This window comes from Desulfovibrio piger (assembly GCF_900116045.1).
GTDB lineage: Bacteria > Desulfobacterota > Desulfovibrionia > Desulfovibrionales > Desulfovibrionaceae > Desulfovibrio > Desulfovibrio piger_A.
The window spans coordinates 1859257-1874325 of record NZ_LT630450.1 but is presented as its reverse complement, the minus strand read 5'-3'; the positions used below and the strand labels follow the sequence as shown (position 1 = coordinate 1874325).

The following is a 15069-nucleotide window of genomic DNA, read 5'->3' as shown; positions in this document are numbered from 1 at the left end:
CGTCACGGGAGGAGGCGGCCCCGGGAAATGCCGGCACAGCGGCGGGAACAGGAAGGCCGGACCGGCGGTCTGCGCGCCACGGGGCCACAGGGCCGGCGGGCTGCCCGGTCCCGGGGGACGGGGCAGCCGGAGCCGGATCAGTGCAGGTGCTTGATCAGCTCCGAGACGGGCGTCCCGTCAGGGGCGTGGGCGTTGGGATCGGCGGCCAGCAGCCTGCGCCAGGCGGCTTCGGCCTCGTCTTTGCGCTTGAGGTCGTAATAAAGGACGATGCCCTGGTTGAACAGGGCGTTCCTGTGCCCGGGCTGGACGCGCTCGGCCTCGCGGAAGGCCTTGAGGGCGTCGTCGAAGCGGTGGAGCTCGCGGTACATGATGCCCAGGTCGGTCAGGACGTTGGCATTGCCGGGCTGCAGGCGCAGGGCGTTCTCATAGGCCGTGACGGCCGCGGCGGGGTTCTGGTTGTCGAACTGGAAGTTGCCCAGTTTGATCCAGTTCTCCGCCTTGCCGGGTTCCTTGACCACGGCTTCCTGCAGCTTGAGCAGGGCGCTGTTCAGTTCGGGAGAAAGGGCGGTCTTGGCCTGCTGCGGGGGCGCCGCCTGCTGCTGCGGGGCGGGCTGCTGGGCCGCAGCGGCCGCCTGGGGACGGGGAGCGGGGGCCTGGCGGCTCTCCATGAAGCCCGGCAGCATGCTGCCGATGCACAGGCCCAGGGCAAGGGCCACCACCACGCTGACCAGGCAGGTGGTGAGGGAAACGGTGGTGACGCGGGCCGGGGCCGTCGCCCGGGCCTGATCCTGTGCGGGGGCCTGGGCTTGGGGCCTGGCGGGCGCGGGCTGCTGGGAAGTCTTCTTTTTGGCCATGATCGCTCCTCTGCGTGCGCGGGGCGGCCGCCGTCACGGCGGCTTTGCCCTGTGCGCTGTTCCTTGGGCTGTGAAAGTGGGGGCAAGAGTAGCCGCAGGCAGGTAAAGAGGCAAGCCTGCCCCTGCCTGCGGCCCTGTCCGGCATTGGTGCCGGGCCTAGCTGAAACTGAGGGTGGCCCGGCCCTGCTTGAGCATCATCCGGGCCAGCGGCAGGTCGCGCCACCACAGGGCGGCCTCGTTGCCCGCAAGGCCGGTCTGGCGGCTCTGGCCGCTGAGCAGGGCCGTGATGTCGCTGATGTCGTCCAGCACCAGGCTGTGCGCCGGGTCGGGGACGGCGGGCAGCAGGCAGCGCAGGCGGGGCGCCATGTGCAGGCGGCCGCCCGCCATGCGGCCCAGCAGGGCCCCCTGCCAGGTGAAGCCCGGCGGCAGCAGCACGTCGGCATGGGCCGGGATGAAGCGCACCTGCTCGCCGTAGATGCGGGCCTCGCCGGCGGGCAGGCGGCCGGGATCGCAGCAGGGCCCGGCCAGGGCGCTGCGGGGCACCACTTGGCCCAGGGGCAGGGCCGGACGGGCGTCGCGACGGTTGCGGCCGCGGGCCGCGTTGCGGGCGGCCGTGCGCGCATCGGGCCCGGCCGGGACGGGCGGCAGTTCGGGCAGGGGGGCGTCCGCTGGCTTGCGCAGCAGGGCCACATAAAAGCCCTGGGCCGCCGAGCGTTCCCCGTCCACGCGCAGGGTGCCCTCGCCGCCGGGGCGCTGTTCCCAGACGAAGCCCTCGAACGGCGTCAGGGGCTCGCGCACCAGGCCCAGTTCCTCTTCGGCAAAGCGCACCTGCGCTTCGTTCTCGTCATCGTTGGTGGTGCAGGTGGAGAAGACCACCCGGCCGCCGGGACGCAGCAGACGCGCGGCATGGGCCAGCAGCAGCCGTTGCAGGCCCACCAGTCCCTTGAGCTTGTCGCCCTGCCAGAGCTTGAGGACCTGGGGGTTCTTTTCCACCGTGCCCCAGCCGGAGCAGGGGGGATCCAGCTGGATGGCGTCCCAGGTGCCGGGCGTCAGGGGCAGGGCCTGGCCCTCGAAGGAACAGGTGCCCACATGCGGCAGGTTGCAGGCATGCAGGTTGGCCCGCAGGGTGGCCAGGCGGGCGCGGGAAAGCTCGTTGCCCAGCACGAAGCCGTCCGGGCCGGTGAGCTGGCCCAGAAAACCCGTCTTGCTGCCCGGGCTCGCGCACATGTCCAGCACGGCCTCGCCCTGCCGGGGCGCCAGGGCCAGGGGCGGCAGCATGGAAGACCTGTCCTGGATGTAGATGTAGCCGAAAAAGGCGGCCAGCGAGGAGCCCAGGGGCCGCGGTTCGCACAGCAGACGACGGCAGAAGGGCGAGAAGGGCTCGGGTTCGAACGCATAGCCCTGGGCGTGCAGCAGGTTCTCCACCTGCGGCATCTGCTCCGGCGGGCAGACCAGACGGAAGGAACGCCCCGAGGGGCGGGAAGGATTGGCGGTGCTCATGGGCCTTTCTTATCTGTTCCGTCTGGAGGGGGCAAGAGCGTCCGCCGCAGGGCCCGGCAGGGAGCGGGCCCGCAGCGGGGCGGCGGATACGGCTTTCAAGTTGCGCGGCAGGCCAAGTGTCGCTATAGTTCCGGTGCCGCAGGCTGTACGGTCCCCGCCGCGACAGCGGCAGATCCTCCGGCCCGGGCGAGCCCTCCCTTCGCGAGGGCGGTCGACGTACGCAGAGAACTGCAAGGAGATTTTGAATGAAATTTGCCATGAAGCTGGCGTTTGCCGCCTGCCTGATGCTGGTGATGGGCCTCCAGGCCCAGGCTGCCCAGGCCAAGTCCTTCGTACTGCTGCCGTTTGAGGTGCACGCGCCCCAGAACTACAGCTACCTGTCCAAGGCTGTGCCTTCCACGCTCATGGGCCGCCTCAGCGCCACGGGTGCCACGGGCAGCATGGGCCCCCGCGCGGCCGGCTCCGCTGCCGAGGCCCGCAAGTTCATCGGCGGCGCCGACTACGCCCTGTGGGGCACGGTGAGCGTCATGGGCAATGACTGCACCATCGTCCTCAACAGCGTGGACAAGAAGGGCGCCACCTGGAGCCAGACGGCCCAGGGCCCCATGAGCGGCCTGAACGCCACCGTGCAGCGCCTTGCCGGCGCCTTTTCTTCCGAAGTGCTGGGCGTCGCCGGCGCCGCCGCTGCCGGCCGCGCCGGCCGTTCGGACATCATCCGCAACGAGACCGGCCAGACCGAATCCTACCTGAACCCCCAGTTCCGCTATCAGGGCAACTCCGCTGACGGTTCCCGCATCCGCAGCCAGCGCCTCAAGGACGAGATGGTGGACATGGCCGTGGCCGACTTCAACGGTGACGGCCGCAACGAGATCGCCATCCTGCATGACCACCGTCTGGTCATCTACAAGTGGGGCAACGACGGCCGCCTGGGCAAGCTGGGCGAGATCACCATCTCGCGCAGCAACCTGAACTTCTCCATGCGTGCCATCGACCTCAACCGTGACGGTGCCAAGGACCTGGTGGTGGCCACCTTCGAAGAAGAGAGCAACCGCCCCTACTCCTACTTCTACAGCTTCCGCGGCAACAAGTTCACGGAAGTGGCCAAGCGCTGCTCCTATTTCGTCAGCGTCATCAACCTGCCGCCTTCCTACCAGCCCACGCTGGTGGGCCAGGGCTGGGACTCCATCAAGCTCTTCGCCCCCGGCGTGTACATGATGGTCAAGCAGAACGGCACCTATGTCCTGGGCCAGCGCATCAACCTGCCCAGCGGGGCCAATGTCTTCAACGTGGCCTGGATCCCCGGCAAGAACGGCGACCAGCTGGTCATGCTGACCGATGACGAGCGCCTGAAGATCTTCCAGGGCGCCAACCAGACCCTGATCCACACCACCATGGAACGCTTCTCCGGTTCCGCCACCGGCATGGAGCACTACAAGGGCATGCCGGGCCTGGGCGTGGACCGCAACTACCAGATGCCCAGCAAGTACTTTGCCCCCATGCGTCTCATCGTGGCCGACATCGGCCATACGGGCGAATATACCCTGCTGGTCAACAAGCCCATCTCCACGGCGGCCCAGATTTTCGACCGCTACCGCTACTTCCCCCAGGGCGAGATCCATGCCCTGTTCTGGGACGGCGTGGGCCTGGGCCTGAAGTGGAAGACCCGCCGCATCCGCGGCTCCGTGGCGGCCGTGGATCTGGCCGACTTCAACAACGACGGCACCCTGGACCTGGTGGTGGGCCTGAACACCTCGCCCGACCTGGGTGTGGGCAGCCGCCAGTGCCTGGTCACCGCCTATCCGCTGGACGTGTCGCAGATGAACCCCAACGCGCCTGCCGACCTCAGCGACTTTGAAGTGACCCCCAACTACTAAAACAAGAGGATACAGCCCCGTTCCGTGTCGCTGCGGCGCGGGGCGGGGTTTTTTCAGCAGCTCCGGCTGCCGGAAAGTGTTCCGTATGTCTATTTTCAGGGAGGAGAGGTTGTGCGCATCCTGGTTATCGGTTCCGGCGGGCGTGAGCACGCCCTGGTGTGGAAGCTCAAGCAGAGCCCTCGGGTAAGTGAAGTGTTTGTGGCCCCCGGCAACGGCGGTACGGCCCGTGAGGGCGCCATCAACGTGGCGGTGGACGCCGGAGACCTGGACGGCCTGGTGGAACTGGCCCGCAAGGAAAAGATCGACCTGGTGGTGCCCGGTCCCGAGCTGCCCCTGACCGGGGGCATCACCGACCGCATGCGCGAGGCCGGCATCCCCTGCTTCGGCCCGGATGCCTACTGTGCCCGGCTGGAAGGCAGCAAGGCCTTCGCCAAGGACGTCATGAACCGTGCCGGGGTGCCCACGGCCCGCAGCCAGGTCTTCACCGATCCCGACAAGGCCAAGAACGCCGTGGTCAAACTGGGCGCGCCCCTGGTGGTCAAGGCCGACGGCCTGGCCGCGGGCAAGGGCGTGGTGGTGGCCAGGACCACCCAGGAGGCCCTGGATGCCGTGGATGACATCATGTGCAAGCGCGCGCACGGTGCCGCCGGGGCCAAGCTCGTCATCGAGGAGTTCCTCGTGGGCGAGGAGGCCTCCTTCCTCTGCCTGTGCGACGGCAAAACGGCCGTGCCCCTGCCTTCCGCCCAGGACCACAAGGCCGCCTATGACGGCGACCAGGGCCCCAACACCGGCGGCATGGGCGCCTACAGCCCCGCCCCCATCCTGCCCTACGACCAGGCCGAAGCCATGGCCGACATGGTCATCCGTCCCATCCTGGCCGCGCTTGCCAGGGACGGCCATCCCTTCGTGGGCGTGCTCTATGCCGGTCTGATGATGACCGGGAACGGCCCCAAGGTGCTGGAATACAACACCCGTTTCGGTGACCCCGAATGCCAGCCCCTGCTGATGCGCCTGGAAGGCGATCTGGTGCAGATCATGCTGGACTGCATCGAGGGCAGGCTCCGTCCCGAGAGCCTTTCCCACACTTCCCAGACCGCCCTGGGCGTGGTGGTGGCCGCCGAAGGCTATCCGCACGCCTATCCCAAGGGCATGGTCATCGAGGGCCTGGACGAAGCCGACGCCCTGCCCGGCGTCAAGGTCTTCCACAGCGGCACCAGCATGGACGGCGACAAGATCCTCTCCAGCGGCGGCCGCGTGCTGTGCGTGACCGCGCTGGGCGATACCCTGGCCGACGCCCAGGCCCGTGCCTATGAGGGCGTGAAGGCCATCCGCATGGACAAGAGCTTCCACCGCAGCGACATCGGCCAGAAGGGCATCCGCCGTCTGGAACAGCTGGCGCAGGAAGAAAAGTAAGCAACCGCGGCCCCGTGCCGCCAAAGGAACATCTATGGCTCAAGTCGTCATCATGATGGGCTCCAAGTCCGATGAAGAAAAGGTCAGCCCCTGCGTGGATGTGCTGCGTTCGCTGGGCATCTCCTATCTCTTCACGGTCAGCTCCGCCCACCGTACCCCCGAGCGCACGGAAAAGATCCTGCGCGAACAGGAAGCCGCCGGCGCCAGGGTCTTCATCTGCGCCGCCGGCATGGCCGCGCACCTGGCCGGTGCCGTGGCCGCCCGCACCACCCGTCCCGTCATCGGCATCCCGGTCTCCGGCGGTCTGATGGGCGGCATGGACGCCATGCTCGCCACGGTGCAGATGCCTCCCGGATTCCCCGTGGCCACCGTGGCCATGGACAAGGCCGGTGCCCGCAACGCCGCCTGGCTGGCCGCCCAGATCCTGGCCGTGGCCGACCCCGCGCTGGATGAAAAGATCCGCGCCGCCCGCGCCAGGATGCAGGCCGGTGTGGAAGAGGCCGCCGCCGAGATCGAAGCCAGGTACGGCTGCTAGTTCGCAGATAAAGCGAAAAGTTGAAGGGAAGGGAGCCCCTTTTGAAACAGGGGCTCCCTTCCCCCTCATCCCCCCCTGAAACTTTTCTTCAGGTCTGTATGGCCGGTCCCTGCCGTTGGCTGGCGGGGCGTGTCCTCCGGGACGGACCGGGGATGGCGCTTCCGGTGTTTTTCCCGTTGTCGGAACGTGTGTTGTGCGCCCGAGAACGTCAGAGGCCGCCTTTCACAAGAAAGGCGGCCTCTGACGTTCTTGCAGATGGCATCCGGGAAAGCCCGGGACAGGGTACGACAAAGGGATGAGGGCGTTTTTGCCTCCAGCGCCCTTCTTTTTCACGGCATAAATCTTCCGGGGGCGTCCGCTGCCGGGGCATCCGCACGACGAACCGGCGGGAGGACGGCCTGCCGGCCGCAGCGGGATGGCGGCTCCCTTGAGCCGGCGACGGGGACCGTCCGGCCAGACCGGAAAAGGTGTTTTCGGGGTGGGGAGAGGTGGAGAGGGGAGGCGCAGTTTTGCCCCCCAAACGCCTCTTCCCTCTCAGCGAAACATCATGGCCCTAAAAGCAGCACTTGCTGTCCAGGCCGCAGGCCGCGCCCTGAACGACGGGGCTTTCCCGGATACCGCGCAGGGCATCGTCCAGTTTGGCCCGGACGCTGTCGTAGTCACTGTAGCCGCGGGCCAGCAGGGTGCGCCGGCCGTCGTGCTCCAGATACAGGGTCGGATAAAGGAGGAATTCGCCCATGATCTCCTCGGCTTCGGCGGCGTCATGCCGTGCGGCCTCCCGGACGGCGGGATCCGCCATGACGGCGGCCAGGGCGCCGGGGGCAGCGCCGGCAGGCAGCCAGGCGGCGGCGATGGCCTCCTGTTCACCGGCAGCCATGACATCACGGCCCTGGGCGTAGAAGGCCATCTGGAAGGCCTCCATCTGTTCCAGCTGGTGCCCGGGGGACAGCTGGCGCAGGGCGGCCAGGGGCAGGTTCATGGCCGGGGAATGCATGAGCAGGTCCGGGCCCGTCCCGGCCGCGGCCTGTTCCAGGGCCAGGCGGAACTGTTCCGTGGTCTGGCCGGTGGTCTCCTGCAGACGGACGAAGAACTCCCGGATGGTGGGGTATTCTTCCAGCATGCCGGTGAGGGTCTGGGGCTCGGCCATGAGGTTGCCGCCCAGCACGCGCACGGGCAGTTCGGGATGTTCCGCGGCCAGGCGGCGCATGACCGGCGCGAAGCCGTAGCACCAGGGACAAAAGACATCGGTGAGATAGAGGAAGTTCATGGCCGCAGCATACGCTTTTGGCCGGGGAAGGGAAGGCCCGGCCGGGGCGCGGCACGGCAGGAAGGGGATGGCCGCCGCCCGCATGGGGAAAGGAAAACTTTTTGATTTTCCTGTTGACAGGAGGTCCGCTTTGGGGCAATGTCCTTTCTTGCCGAGGGGCTGTAGCTCAGTTGGGAGAGCGCTTGAATGGCATTCAAGAGGTCAGGAGTTCAATTCTCCTCAGCTCCACCAAAAAAGGAAATCAGGGTTTGCGGAAATGCAGACCCTTTTTTCGTTTCTGGCGCAGAAACACGGACGGCAAAAGCCGGAGCTCTGACGAGCCCCGGCTTTTTTCGTATCCGGCTGGAGGTGCGGGCGGTGAGGAAGACTGCCATGTGGCGCACACGGTGCACCATATGGCAACGGCGTTTGCCCTGGCGGCCACCGGCGCGGGCGTCGCCCTGGCCGGACGTTTTTCCGTCCTGCCGGCCGGGGGCTTCGGCCTTGTGGCCACTCCGGCCTGTCCGGTGCTCCGGCGCGCCATGCTCCTGTACCGGCCGGCGCAGCAGCTGCTGCCGTCCCCGGCGGAGCTCTTCGTCAGCTTCACGCAGGAGTATGCCCGCCGTCACTGCCTGGACTCCCTGCCCTACGATTCCCTGACGGCTCTGGCCAATACCGCCGGCCAGTCCGGCTGGAGGGGCCGGAGTGTGCGTGCGCGCACACTTGATTCATGCGGCTTTGCTGGCCTATCAGGAGCGATTCTTACTTGTCAAAAAAACAGGGCTGTGCTAGGGTATGCAGCAGCTTCGTGCCGGGAAAGGCACGTTCTTTCATGCAAGGAGAGCCCATGCCCCGCAAGAAAAACACCTGTATGTATCTCGTGGCCGCCCTGCTGTTCCTGGGTGGTCTGGGCTATCTGGTCTTTTCCGGCCTGTCGGAGAATACCGTCTATTTCCTCAACGTCTCCGAAGCCAGGGCCGCCACGGCCGACAAGCTGCAGGCGGCCCGCCTGTTCGGCACCGTGGCCCCCGACAACCTGCTCAAGAACGTGGACGGCCCCGGGGCCAGCTTTTTGCTGCAGGACAAGGACGATGCGGGCCTGACCCTGCCCGTGGTCTACAAGGGCGCCGTGCCGGACACCTTCAAGGCGGGCGCCGAGGTCATCGTGGAAGGGGGCCTGCAGCCCGACGGCCGCTTCATGGCCAGGACCCTCATGACCAAGTGTCCTTCCAAGTACCAGAAGGAAAACCGCAAGAGTTAGGGCGGCGCAGGCCGCACCCTTCCTGGCGCACGGCGGGGCCTTAGGGGCCGGTCGTGTCCTCACCGGAAATGCGCCGCCACGGCGGGCCGTGGCGTGCCCAAAGGAGCCCCATGTATTTCATTGCCTATGCCATGCAGCTGCTGACCCTGATCTGTGCTCTGGGCGGCAGCGCGCTGGCGCTCCTGCAGCTCTGGCAGCAGCGCGGCGACGCCCTGGCGCTCATCGAAAAGGTCCACTGGGCCATCACCGGCGCCCTGTCCCTGGCGGCGGCCCTGCTGCTGCACGCCCTGTTCTGGAACGACTTCAGCCTGGTCTATGTGGCCAGCTACACGGACCGTGTGCTGCCCGCCTTCTACCGCCTGACGGCCTTCTGGGCCGGACAGCCGGGCTCCATGCTGTTCTGGGCCTTCTCCGTGGCCATCAGCGGCAGCATCTTTGCCCTGACGCCCGCCTACAGGCGCCTGACGCCCGCCACGCGGCTCTGGTACTGGGGCTTCTTCTACGCCATCATGGCCTTCTTCGCCCTGATCCTTTCCTGCTGGAGCAATCCTTTCGAGATGCAGTCGCCCGTGCCGCCGGACGGCAACGGCCTCAATCCCCTGCTGCAGAACCCCGGCATGATCTTCCATCCGCCGCTGCTCTTCCTGGGCTACGGCGGCTTCACCGTGCCCGCCTGTCTGGCCCTGGCCCAGAGCCTTTCCGGCGGTGAGGGCGAGGACGGCTGGCACCGCGTGACCCGTCCCGTGACCCTGCTGGCCTGGGCCTTTCTGACCGCGGGCATCATCCTGGGCATGTGGTGGGCCTACATGGAACTGGGCTGGGGCGGCTACTGGGCCTGGGACCCGGTGGAGAACGCCTCCCTCATCCCCTGGCTCATCAGCACGGCGGCCCTGCACACCCTCATCGTGCAGGAGCGCCGCAACAAGCTGCACCGCGTGAACGTGGCCCTGATGTGCCTGACCACCATCTCCGCCTTTTTCGCCACCTATCTGGTGCGCAGCGGCGTGGTGCAGTCCGTGCATGCCTTCGGCGACGGCAGCGTGGGCACGCCCCTGACGGTCTTCGTGCTGGGGGGCCTGCTGATCTCCTTCTGGGCGGCCTTTGCCGTGCCCGCGCGCGGGCGCGAGCTGGCGGGCATCGTCAGCCGCGAAGGTTTTTTGGTGATGGTCTGCTGGCTGCTGCTGGCCCTTTCGGTCATCATCCTCGTGGGCACCATGTGGCCGGTCATCAGCCTGCTCTGGACGCCGGAGCCCCACGGCCTGGACGCCAATTTCTACAACCGTGTCTGCGTGCCCCTGGGCATGCTGGTCATGCTGCTGCTCATGGTCTGCCCCTGGCTGCGCTGGGACGGCGGCCTGCGTGACGCGCCGCGCTTCTGGCTGGCTCTGGGGGCCTTCGTGGCCTCGGGCGCGGCCTTCTTCTTCCTGGGTTACCGCCAGCCCGTGGCCCTGCTGGCCGCGGCGGGCTCCGTGGCCTGTCTGGCCTGTCTGGCCGGGCTGCTGGCCAGCCTGCCCTCCCTGCCGGGCAAGGGCGGCTGGCGCGCCGTGGGCGCCGTAGGCCTGCATGCGGGCCTGGCGGTGCTGGTGCTGGGCATGGCCTTTTCCGGCCCCTACAAACAGGAATACGATCTGCTCTTCCAGAACGGCAAGGGCGTGCAGCAGGCCGGCGCCTACCGCGTGGAGCTGCTGGAGGCCCGGCAGGGCCGCGCCGTGGACCATGACTATCTGGAAGCGCGTCTCAAGATCTATGAAGGCGACACGCTGCTGGGCGAGCTCACGCCGCAGCGCCGCATGTACGACAAGTTCGGCACCATGCAGTTCTCCGAAGTGGACGTGGTCCCCGGCCTGGGCAACGAGCTGTACGCCTCCTTCCTGGGCCTGGACGAGAACGCCTCGGTGCTGATCCGCTTCAGCGTGGAGCCCCTGGTCAACTGGATGTGGATAGGCGGCACGCTCATGTGCCTGTTCCCCCTCCTCATGCTGGCCCGCGGCCGCAAAAAGCAGACGCCCGCAGCGGGGGGCGGCGCGCCCGCCGACGACGGGCCGCAGGCCTGAGGCCGCCATGCTGCGTCTTGAGAACCTGGCCAAGCTCTACGGCCTCAAGGTGGTCTTCAAGGGGGTGAGCTGCCGCTTCACGGCGGGCAGCATCACCCTGCTGGCCGGAGGTAACGGCGCGGGCAAGAGCACGCTGCTGCGCATCGTCGCCGGTCTGTCCCGGCCCTCGGCGGGCGAGGTCGTCTTTGACGGTACGGGGGCGGGCGGCATCGCCCGGGAGGACGGGCCGCGCCTGGCCTATCTGGGGCACGCCACCTTCGTCTATCCGGGCCTGAGCGCGCTGGAGAACCTGCAGTTCTGGGCCCGGGCCCACGGCCTGCGCCCCTCGCGGGCGGAGCTCCTGGCCCTGCTGGAGCATGTGGGGCTGGCCGCCCATGCCGAAGAGCGGGCCGGGGTGTTCTCGCGCGGCATGGCCCAGCGCCTGAACCTGGCGCGGGTGCTGCTGCTGGACGCGGACCTTGTGCTGCTGGACGAGCCCGGCACCGGGCTGGACGTCACTTCCATGGCCCTGGTGCGGCGCGAGATGCTGGCCGCCCGGGAGCGCGGGGCCTGCGTCATCGTGGTCAGCCACGATCTGGCGGGCGACAGCCCCCTGGCCGACCGCCTGCTGCTGCTGGAGGACCGCCGCCTGGCCTATGACGGGCCGCCGCAGGGCCTTGCCGCCGTGGATTCCGTGCTCAACGCGGCCACGGGGAGCGTGAAGGCTTCCGACGCCGGGGAGGTGCCCGCATGATCTCCTTTGCCTTGACCGTGGCCCGCAAGGACCTGCTGCTGACCTTCACCCGCGGCAGCGGGCTGGTGCAGGGCCTGCTGCTGGGCCTGCTGCTGCTGTTCGTGTTCAGCCTGTCGCAGGGCGTGGGCGAACGCATGAGCCCGCAGGGCGCGGGCGCCGTGTTCTGGCTGGGCTCGGCCTTCTGTCAGGTGCTCATCTTCAATACGCTCTATGCGCTGGAAGAGGCCAACGGCGCGCGTCTGGGCCTGTTGCTGGCCCCGGCCCCCGTACAGGCCGTGTGGCTGGGCAAGGCCCTGGCCGGGCTGCTGCTGTTGCTGGTGGCCCAGATGTTCTTCCTGCCCGCCGCGGTGGTCTTCCTGTCGCAGGAGATCGGCGCGCTCTGGCCCGTGGGCCTCGGCACGCTGCTGCTGGTGGACGTGGGCATGTGCGCCCTGGGGTCGCTGCTGGGCGCGCTCTCGCAGGGCGGCGCGGCGCGCGAGTCCCTGCTGAGCATCGTGCTCTTCCCCCTGCTGGTGCCCCTGCTGCTGGCGGGGATCGGCGTGGCGGCCCAGGTCTTCGGCGCGCCCGCGCCTGATGGCCCGGCCTCGTGGATAGGGCTGGCCGCCGCCTTCGACGGTGTCTTTCTGGCTGCCGGACTGTTGCTGTTCGGCTTCATGTATTCGGGAGACGAATGATGCAACGCGCCTTTTCCGTGTGGCCCCTGCTGCTGGTGCTGCTGGGCGGTGCGGCCCTGGCCGTGTGCCAGTGGCTGATCTATTTCTATGCCCCTGTGGAAGCCCAGCTGGGCCTGATGCAGAAGGTCTTCTATACCCATCTGCCGCTGGCCTGGTGGGCGCTCATCAGCTTTCTGGTGGTCTTCGTGGCTTCCATCGTCTACCTGCTCCGGCGTTCCCCGGCCGCTGACCGCGTCTGCGCGGCCGCTGCCGAAGTGGGCGTGCTGCTGGCCGGTCTGGCCCTGGTCACGGGCATGATCTGGGCCCGCCGTTCCTGGGGCGTCTGGTGGACGTGGGATCCCCGCCTGACCACCACGCTGGTCATGTGGTTCATCTATGCGGGCTATCTGGTGCTGCGCGGCCTGGACCTGCCGCCCCAGCGCAAGCGCATGATCTGCGCCGTGGTGGGCGTGGTGGCCTTTCTGGACGTGCCGCTGGTCTTTCTTTCGGCCCGGCTGTGGCGTTCCATCCATCCGGCGGTGTTCGCCTCCAAGGGGGGCGGGCTGGAGCCGGAGATGAAGCTGACCGCCATCGCCTGCGTGGCGGGCATGGGCCTGTTCTGGGCGGGCCTGGTGTGGCTGCGCACCCGCCAGCTGGGCCTGCGCGACCGTCTGGACAGCCTGCGCCTGCGGGCGGAGGACTGATTTTCGGATCCCGGCAGGTCCCTGCCGCCGTGCGGCGGGATGACGGCCGTGGACGTGCCGCTCCCGGGGAGCGGCAGAGGCGGAGCATGGCTCCGTCCGGGCCTGGTGAGCCCTGTTTTCAACGGATACAAGCGGGATCCCCGCTTTCAAGGAGTGCCCTATGGACAGCAATTTCCTGTGGCTGGTGGCGGCCGGTGCCGCCGTCTGGCTGGGTCTGGCCGCGTACCTGGTCTTCATGGGCTGTGCCCAGCGGCGTCTGGATGCCCGTCTGCGCCAGATGGAGATCCTGCATGACTGATAGCCGTCTTTCCTTCACCGCCCGCGCCATCATCCTGCTGCTGGGCCTGAGCCTGCTGGTCATGCTGGGCGTCACCGTCAAGGAACGCATCAGCAATCCGCATCTGGTGACCGAACGTCCCGCGGCCCCGCAGGGCATGGGACAGGAACAGAGCCTGCTGGCCAGCCTGATGCAGAAGGTGGCCGCCGAGCCCACCAACAAGGATGCCCTGATGCATCTGGCCGAACATCTCATGGCCACCCAGGAATGGGACGCCGCGGCCACCTTTGCCCAGCGTGCCGTGGCTCTGGACGTCAACGATCCCCAGCCCCTCTACATGCTGGGCGTCATCCTGCACAACCAGGGCAAGCCGCAGGAAGCGGCCACGACCCTGGAAAAGGTGGTGGTCCTGCGGGACGACGCCACGGTGCGTTACAGCCTGGGGGTGCTCTACAGCTACTTCCTGCAGCAGAAGGACAAGGGACGCGCCCACTGGGAGGCCGGCCTCAAGGATCCGAAGATCTCGCCCGAGATGCGGCAGGCCATCGAAGAAGAACTGAAAAAATAATCTTTCCCCGACAAAACAGCAGAAGGGCGCCCAAGGGCGCCCTTTTTTCTGGCCCGCGGCCGGCGGGGAGGGCGCCGCGCCGGGGGCCTTTCCGCCGGCGGGCATCCGGCCTTGCGATGTCCGCCCGTGCCTGCGGACGGGCCCCGGCCGTCACGGCGCGCCCTTGCCGCCATCCGGCGGCCCCCCCGGATTCCCCGCCCGCTCCCGCCTGGCGGCATCGCCCCGTTTTCGGCGGCCGGGGAGCATGGTCACCAAAACATGGAAAAATCATTCCTGATTCTGCCGAAAACGTGACAAGAGCGGGGAAATGTCGTATGCCTTGCCCAGTCTTCGGAAGACGTTCAGCCCGTAAAGAGAGCCGCCGCAGTGTCCCATCTGACCCGAGAAAAACTGGAAGCCCTTTCCCGCTGCTGGGAGCAGTGGGAGGCCGAGGCCGCCACGCCCCAGCGCAAGGTGGCGCGTGCCCGGCTGCATCTCTTGTTCCTGCTGCTGCGCTACGGCGGCCTGCGTCTGGGCGAGGCGCTGGAGCTGGACGCCCGCAAGGATGTGGACACCGTGACCGGCATGGTGCATGTGCCGGGCCCCAACAGCCGGGACGTGCTGCTGCCCCTGAGCGCCATGCGCCATGTGCGCCGCATCCTGAGCCTGCCCGAGGCCGAGAGCATGGGCAGGGACTTTTTGCGCTTCGACCAAGGCTTCATCCGCAAGAGCTTCTATGCCGTGGCCCGGCCGCTGGGGCTGGACAGGGCCATGGTGGGGCCGCGCGCCATCCGCTACGCCCGCGGGCTGGAGCTTTTGGACCTGCATGTGCCGGTCAACCTGGTGCAGAAGTTTTTGGGCCAGCAGAAGCCCTCGCAGATCGCGGCCTTCCTCAACTTTTCCGACGGCGCCGCGCGGCGCATGGTCCAGAGCAAGACCCTGGGGCCCTCGTCCGGCACGGATCCGCTCTGCAATTCCTTTCTGGGCATCGTGGAGGACATCTCCGTGGGCATGCGCATGGCCGCGGTGAGCGTGCGCACCTTTGGCGACATGCGCCTGGGCGTGCAGTGCAGCACGCGCCAGTTCGTGCATATGGAGATCCACGCCAACCAGGTGGTCACCGTGCTGGTGGACCCGGAGCAGATAGTGCTCTCGCGCGGGCGGGCCACCCTCAGCATGGGCAACTGCCTGCCCTGCACGGTGCAGAGCATCCACCAGGACCAGGTGGAGTCCTTCGTCTCGCTGGAACTGGGCGACGGCTCGCGCCTGTGCGCCACGGTGGAGACGCCGGGCCTGCTCCGGGTGGGCATCTACGAGGGCCAGAAAGTCTACGCCCATTTCCCGTCACGGGCCGCGCGCCTGTGTCTGGACTGATATTTCCCGCAAGGGGCCGCCGTTCCGAACCGGCGGCGCATCAT

15 protein-coding genes and 1 tRNA gene are annotated in these 15069 nt (G+C 67.9%); 12 read left to right on the top strand and 4 right to left on the bottom strand.

Features of this window, described 5'->3' with window-relative positions; all coding sequences use genetic code 11:
• Window positions 1-137: 137 nt before the first annotated feature.
• Together DESPIGER_RS08535 and DESPIGER_RS08530 are read right to left on the bottom strand one after the other, a co-directional pair.
• Complete coding sequence (locus DESPIGER_RS08535; RefSeq protein ID WP_072335572.1) at window positions 138-854, bottom strand: tetratricopeptide repeat protein; 717 nt, start codon at window positions 852-854, stop codon at window positions 138-140.
• 156 nt (window positions 855-1010) lie between these two features.
• Entirely contained in the window at window positions 1011-2354 is a 1344-nt protein-coding gene (locus tag DESPIGER_RS08530; RefSeq protein WP_072335569.1) for an RNA methyltransferase, read from the bottom strand.
• Between the two features lie 245 nt (window positions 2355-2599).
• Here DESPIGER_RS08530 and DESPIGER_RS08525 point away from each other — a divergent pair, with 245 nt between their 5' ends.
• The 3 genes from DESPIGER_RS08525 (at window position 2600) to purE (ending at window position 6176) form a co-directional block, all read left to right on the top strand.
• On the top strand, window positions 2600-4228 hold the full coding sequence (locus tag DESPIGER_RS08525; protein ID WP_072335566.1) for an FG-GAP repeat domain-containing protein: 1629 nt from the start codon (window positions 2600-2602) through the stop codon (window positions 4226-4228).
• 111 nt (window positions 4229-4339) lie between these two features.
• Window positions 4340-5641: a phosphoribosylamine--glycine ligase gene (gene purD / locus DESPIGER_RS08520; RefSeq protein WP_072335563.1), complete on the top strand. Its 1302-nt coding sequence runs from the start codon at window positions 4340-4342 to the stop codon at window positions 5639-5641.
• A gap of 34 nt (window positions 5642-5675) precedes the next feature.
• On the top strand, window positions 5676-6176 hold the full coding sequence (gene purE, locus DESPIGER_RS08515; RefSeq protein ID WP_072335560.1) for a 5-(carboxyamino)imidazole ribonucleotide mutase: 501 nt from the start codon (window positions 5676-5678) through the stop codon (window positions 6174-6176).
• 553 nt (window positions 6177-6729) lie between these two features.
• Here purE and DESPIGER_RS08510 read toward each other — a convergent pair.
• On the bottom strand, window positions 6730-7443 hold the full coding sequence (locus tag DESPIGER_RS08510; protein ID WP_072337666.1) for a DsbA family protein: 714 nt from the start codon (window positions 7441-7443) through the stop codon (window positions 6730-6732).
• Window positions 7444-7598: 155 nt separating this feature from the next.
• On the opposite strand from DESPIGER_RS08510, the gene DESPIGER_RS08505 reads away from it, so the two are divergent.
• Window positions 7599-7674: transfer RNA gene (locus DESPIGER_RS08505), tRNA-Ala, on the top strand.
• On the opposite strand, the gene DESPIGER_RS13335 is transcribed toward DESPIGER_RS08505, so the two are convergent.
• Window positions 7653-7838 (bottom strand): hypothetical protein, encoded by a 186-nt coding sequence (locus tag DESPIGER_RS13335; RefSeq protein ID WP_231927553.1) that lies wholly within the window; start codon window positions 7836-7838, stop codon window positions 7653-7655. The two genes, DESPIGER_RS08505 and DESPIGER_RS13335, sit on opposite strands and share 22 nt — an antisense overlap.
• A gap of 431 nt (window positions 7839-8269) precedes the next feature.
• Between DESPIGER_RS13335 and DESPIGER_RS08500 the strand changes: the two genes are divergently transcribed.
• The 8 genes from DESPIGER_RS08500 (at window position 8270) to DESPIGER_RS08465 (ending at window position 15025) form a co-directional block, all read left to right on the top strand.
• Complete coding sequence (locus DESPIGER_RS08500; RefSeq protein ID WP_072335557.1) at window positions 8270-8683, top strand: cytochrome c maturation protein CcmE; 414 nt, start codon at window positions 8270-8272, stop codon at window positions 8681-8683.
• 110 nt (window positions 8684-8793) lie between these two features.
• Window positions 8794-10737: a heme lyase CcmF/NrfE family subunit gene (locus tag DESPIGER_RS08495; RefSeq protein ID WP_072335554.1), complete on the top strand. Its 1944-nt coding sequence runs from the start codon at window positions 8794-8796 to the stop codon at window positions 10735-10737.
• A gap of 7 nt (window positions 10738-10744) precedes the next feature.
• Window positions 10745-11470 carry a heme ABC exporter ATP-binding protein CcmA gene (ccmA, locus tag DESPIGER_RS08490; protein WP_072335551.1) on the top strand — a complete coding sequence of 242 codons (726 nt, stop codon included), beginning with the start codon at window positions 10745-10747 and terminating at the stop codon, window positions 11468-11470.
• The gene (locus DESPIGER_RS08485; protein ID WP_072335549.1) at window positions 11467-12144 is read left to right on the top strand and encodes a heme exporter protein CcmB; all 678 of its coding nucleotides are present in this window, start codon (window positions 11467-11469) and stop codon (window positions 12142-12144) included. The genes ccmA and DESPIGER_RS08485 overlap by 4 nt, the downstream gene beginning before the upstream one ends.
• A complete protein-coding gene (ccsA, locus tag DESPIGER_RS08480) occupies window positions 12141-12827 on the top strand; it encodes a cytochrome c biogenesis protein CcsA (protein WP_083575345.1) in 687 nt (228 codons plus the stop codon). The genes DESPIGER_RS08485 and ccsA overlap by 4 nt, the downstream gene beginning before the upstream one ends.
• Window positions 12828-12987: 160 nt before the next feature.
• Window positions 12988-13125 (top strand): CcmD family protein, encoded by a 138-nt coding sequence (locus tag DESPIGER_RS08475; RefSeq protein ID WP_006006716.1) that lies wholly within the window; start codon window positions 12988-12990, stop codon window positions 13123-13125.
• A complete protein-coding gene (locus DESPIGER_RS08470) occupies window positions 13118-13672 on the top strand; it encodes a tetratricopeptide repeat protein (RefSeq protein WP_072335543.1) in 555 nt (184 codons plus the stop codon). Before DESPIGER_RS08475 ends, DESPIGER_RS08470 begins: the two co-directional genes overlap by 8 nt.
• 366 nt (window positions 13673-14038) lie before the next feature.
• Window positions 14039-15025, top strand: coding sequence for a TOBE domain-containing protein (locus tag DESPIGER_RS08465; protein ID WP_072335540.1), 987 nt, complete (start codon window positions 14039-14041; stop codon window positions 15023-15025).
• The last annotated feature ends 44 nt before the right edge of the window (window positions 15026-15069 follow it).

Bases quoted from the DNA above. Each gene is read 5' to 3' on its own strand.
- DESPIGER_RS08535 (WP_072335572.1), bottom strand. From the start codon at position 854: ATGGCCAAAAAGAAGACTTCCCAGCAGCCCGCGCCCGCCAGGCCCCAA.
- DESPIGER_RS08530 (WP_072335569.1), bottom strand. From the start codon at position 2,354: ATGAGCACCGCCAATCCTTCCCGCCCCTCGGGGCGTTCCTTCCGTCTG.
- DESPIGER_RS08525 (WP_072335566.1), top strand. From the start codon at position 2,600: ATGAAATTTGCCATGAAGCTGGCGTTTGCCGCCTGCCTGATGCTGGTG.
- purE (WP_072335560.1), top strand. From the start codon at position 5,676: ATGGCTCAAGTCGTCATCATGATGGGCTCCAAGTCCGATGAAGAAAAG.
- DESPIGER_RS08510 (WP_072337666.1), bottom strand. From the start codon at position 7,443: ATGAACTTCCTCTATCTCACCGATGTCTTTTGTCCCTGGTGCTACGGC.
- DESPIGER_RS13335 (WP_231927553.1), bottom strand. From the start codon at position 7,838: ATGGTGCACCGTGTGCGCCACATGGCAGTCTTCCTCACCGCCCGCACC.
- DESPIGER_RS08500 (WP_072335557.1), top strand. From the start codon at position 8,270: ATGCCCCGCAAGAAAAACACCTGTATGTATCTCGTGGCCGCCCTGCTG.
- DESPIGER_RS08495 (WP_072335554.1), top strand. From the start codon at position 8,794: ATGTATTTCATTGCCTATGCCATGCAGCTGCTGACCCTGATCTGTGCT.
- ccmA (WP_072335551.1), top strand. From the start codon at position 10,745: ATGCTGCGTCTTGAGAACCTGGCCAAGCTCTACGGCCTCAAGGTGGTC.
- DESPIGER_RS08485 (WP_072335549.1), top strand. From the start codon at position 11,467: ATGATCTCCTTTGCCTTGACCGTGGCCCGCAAGGACCTGCTGCTGACC.
- ccsA (WP_083575345.1), top strand. From the start codon at position 12,141: ATGATGCAACGCGCCTTTTCCGTGTGGCCCCTGCTGCTGGTGCTGCTG.
- DESPIGER_RS08475 (WP_006006716.1), top strand. From the start codon at position 12,988: ATGGACAGCAATTTCCTGTGGCTGGTGGCGGCCGGTGCCGCCGTCTGG.
- DESPIGER_RS08470 (WP_072335543.1), top strand. From the start codon at position 13,118: ATGACTGATAGCCGTCTTTCCTTCACCGCCCGCGCCATCATCCTGCTG.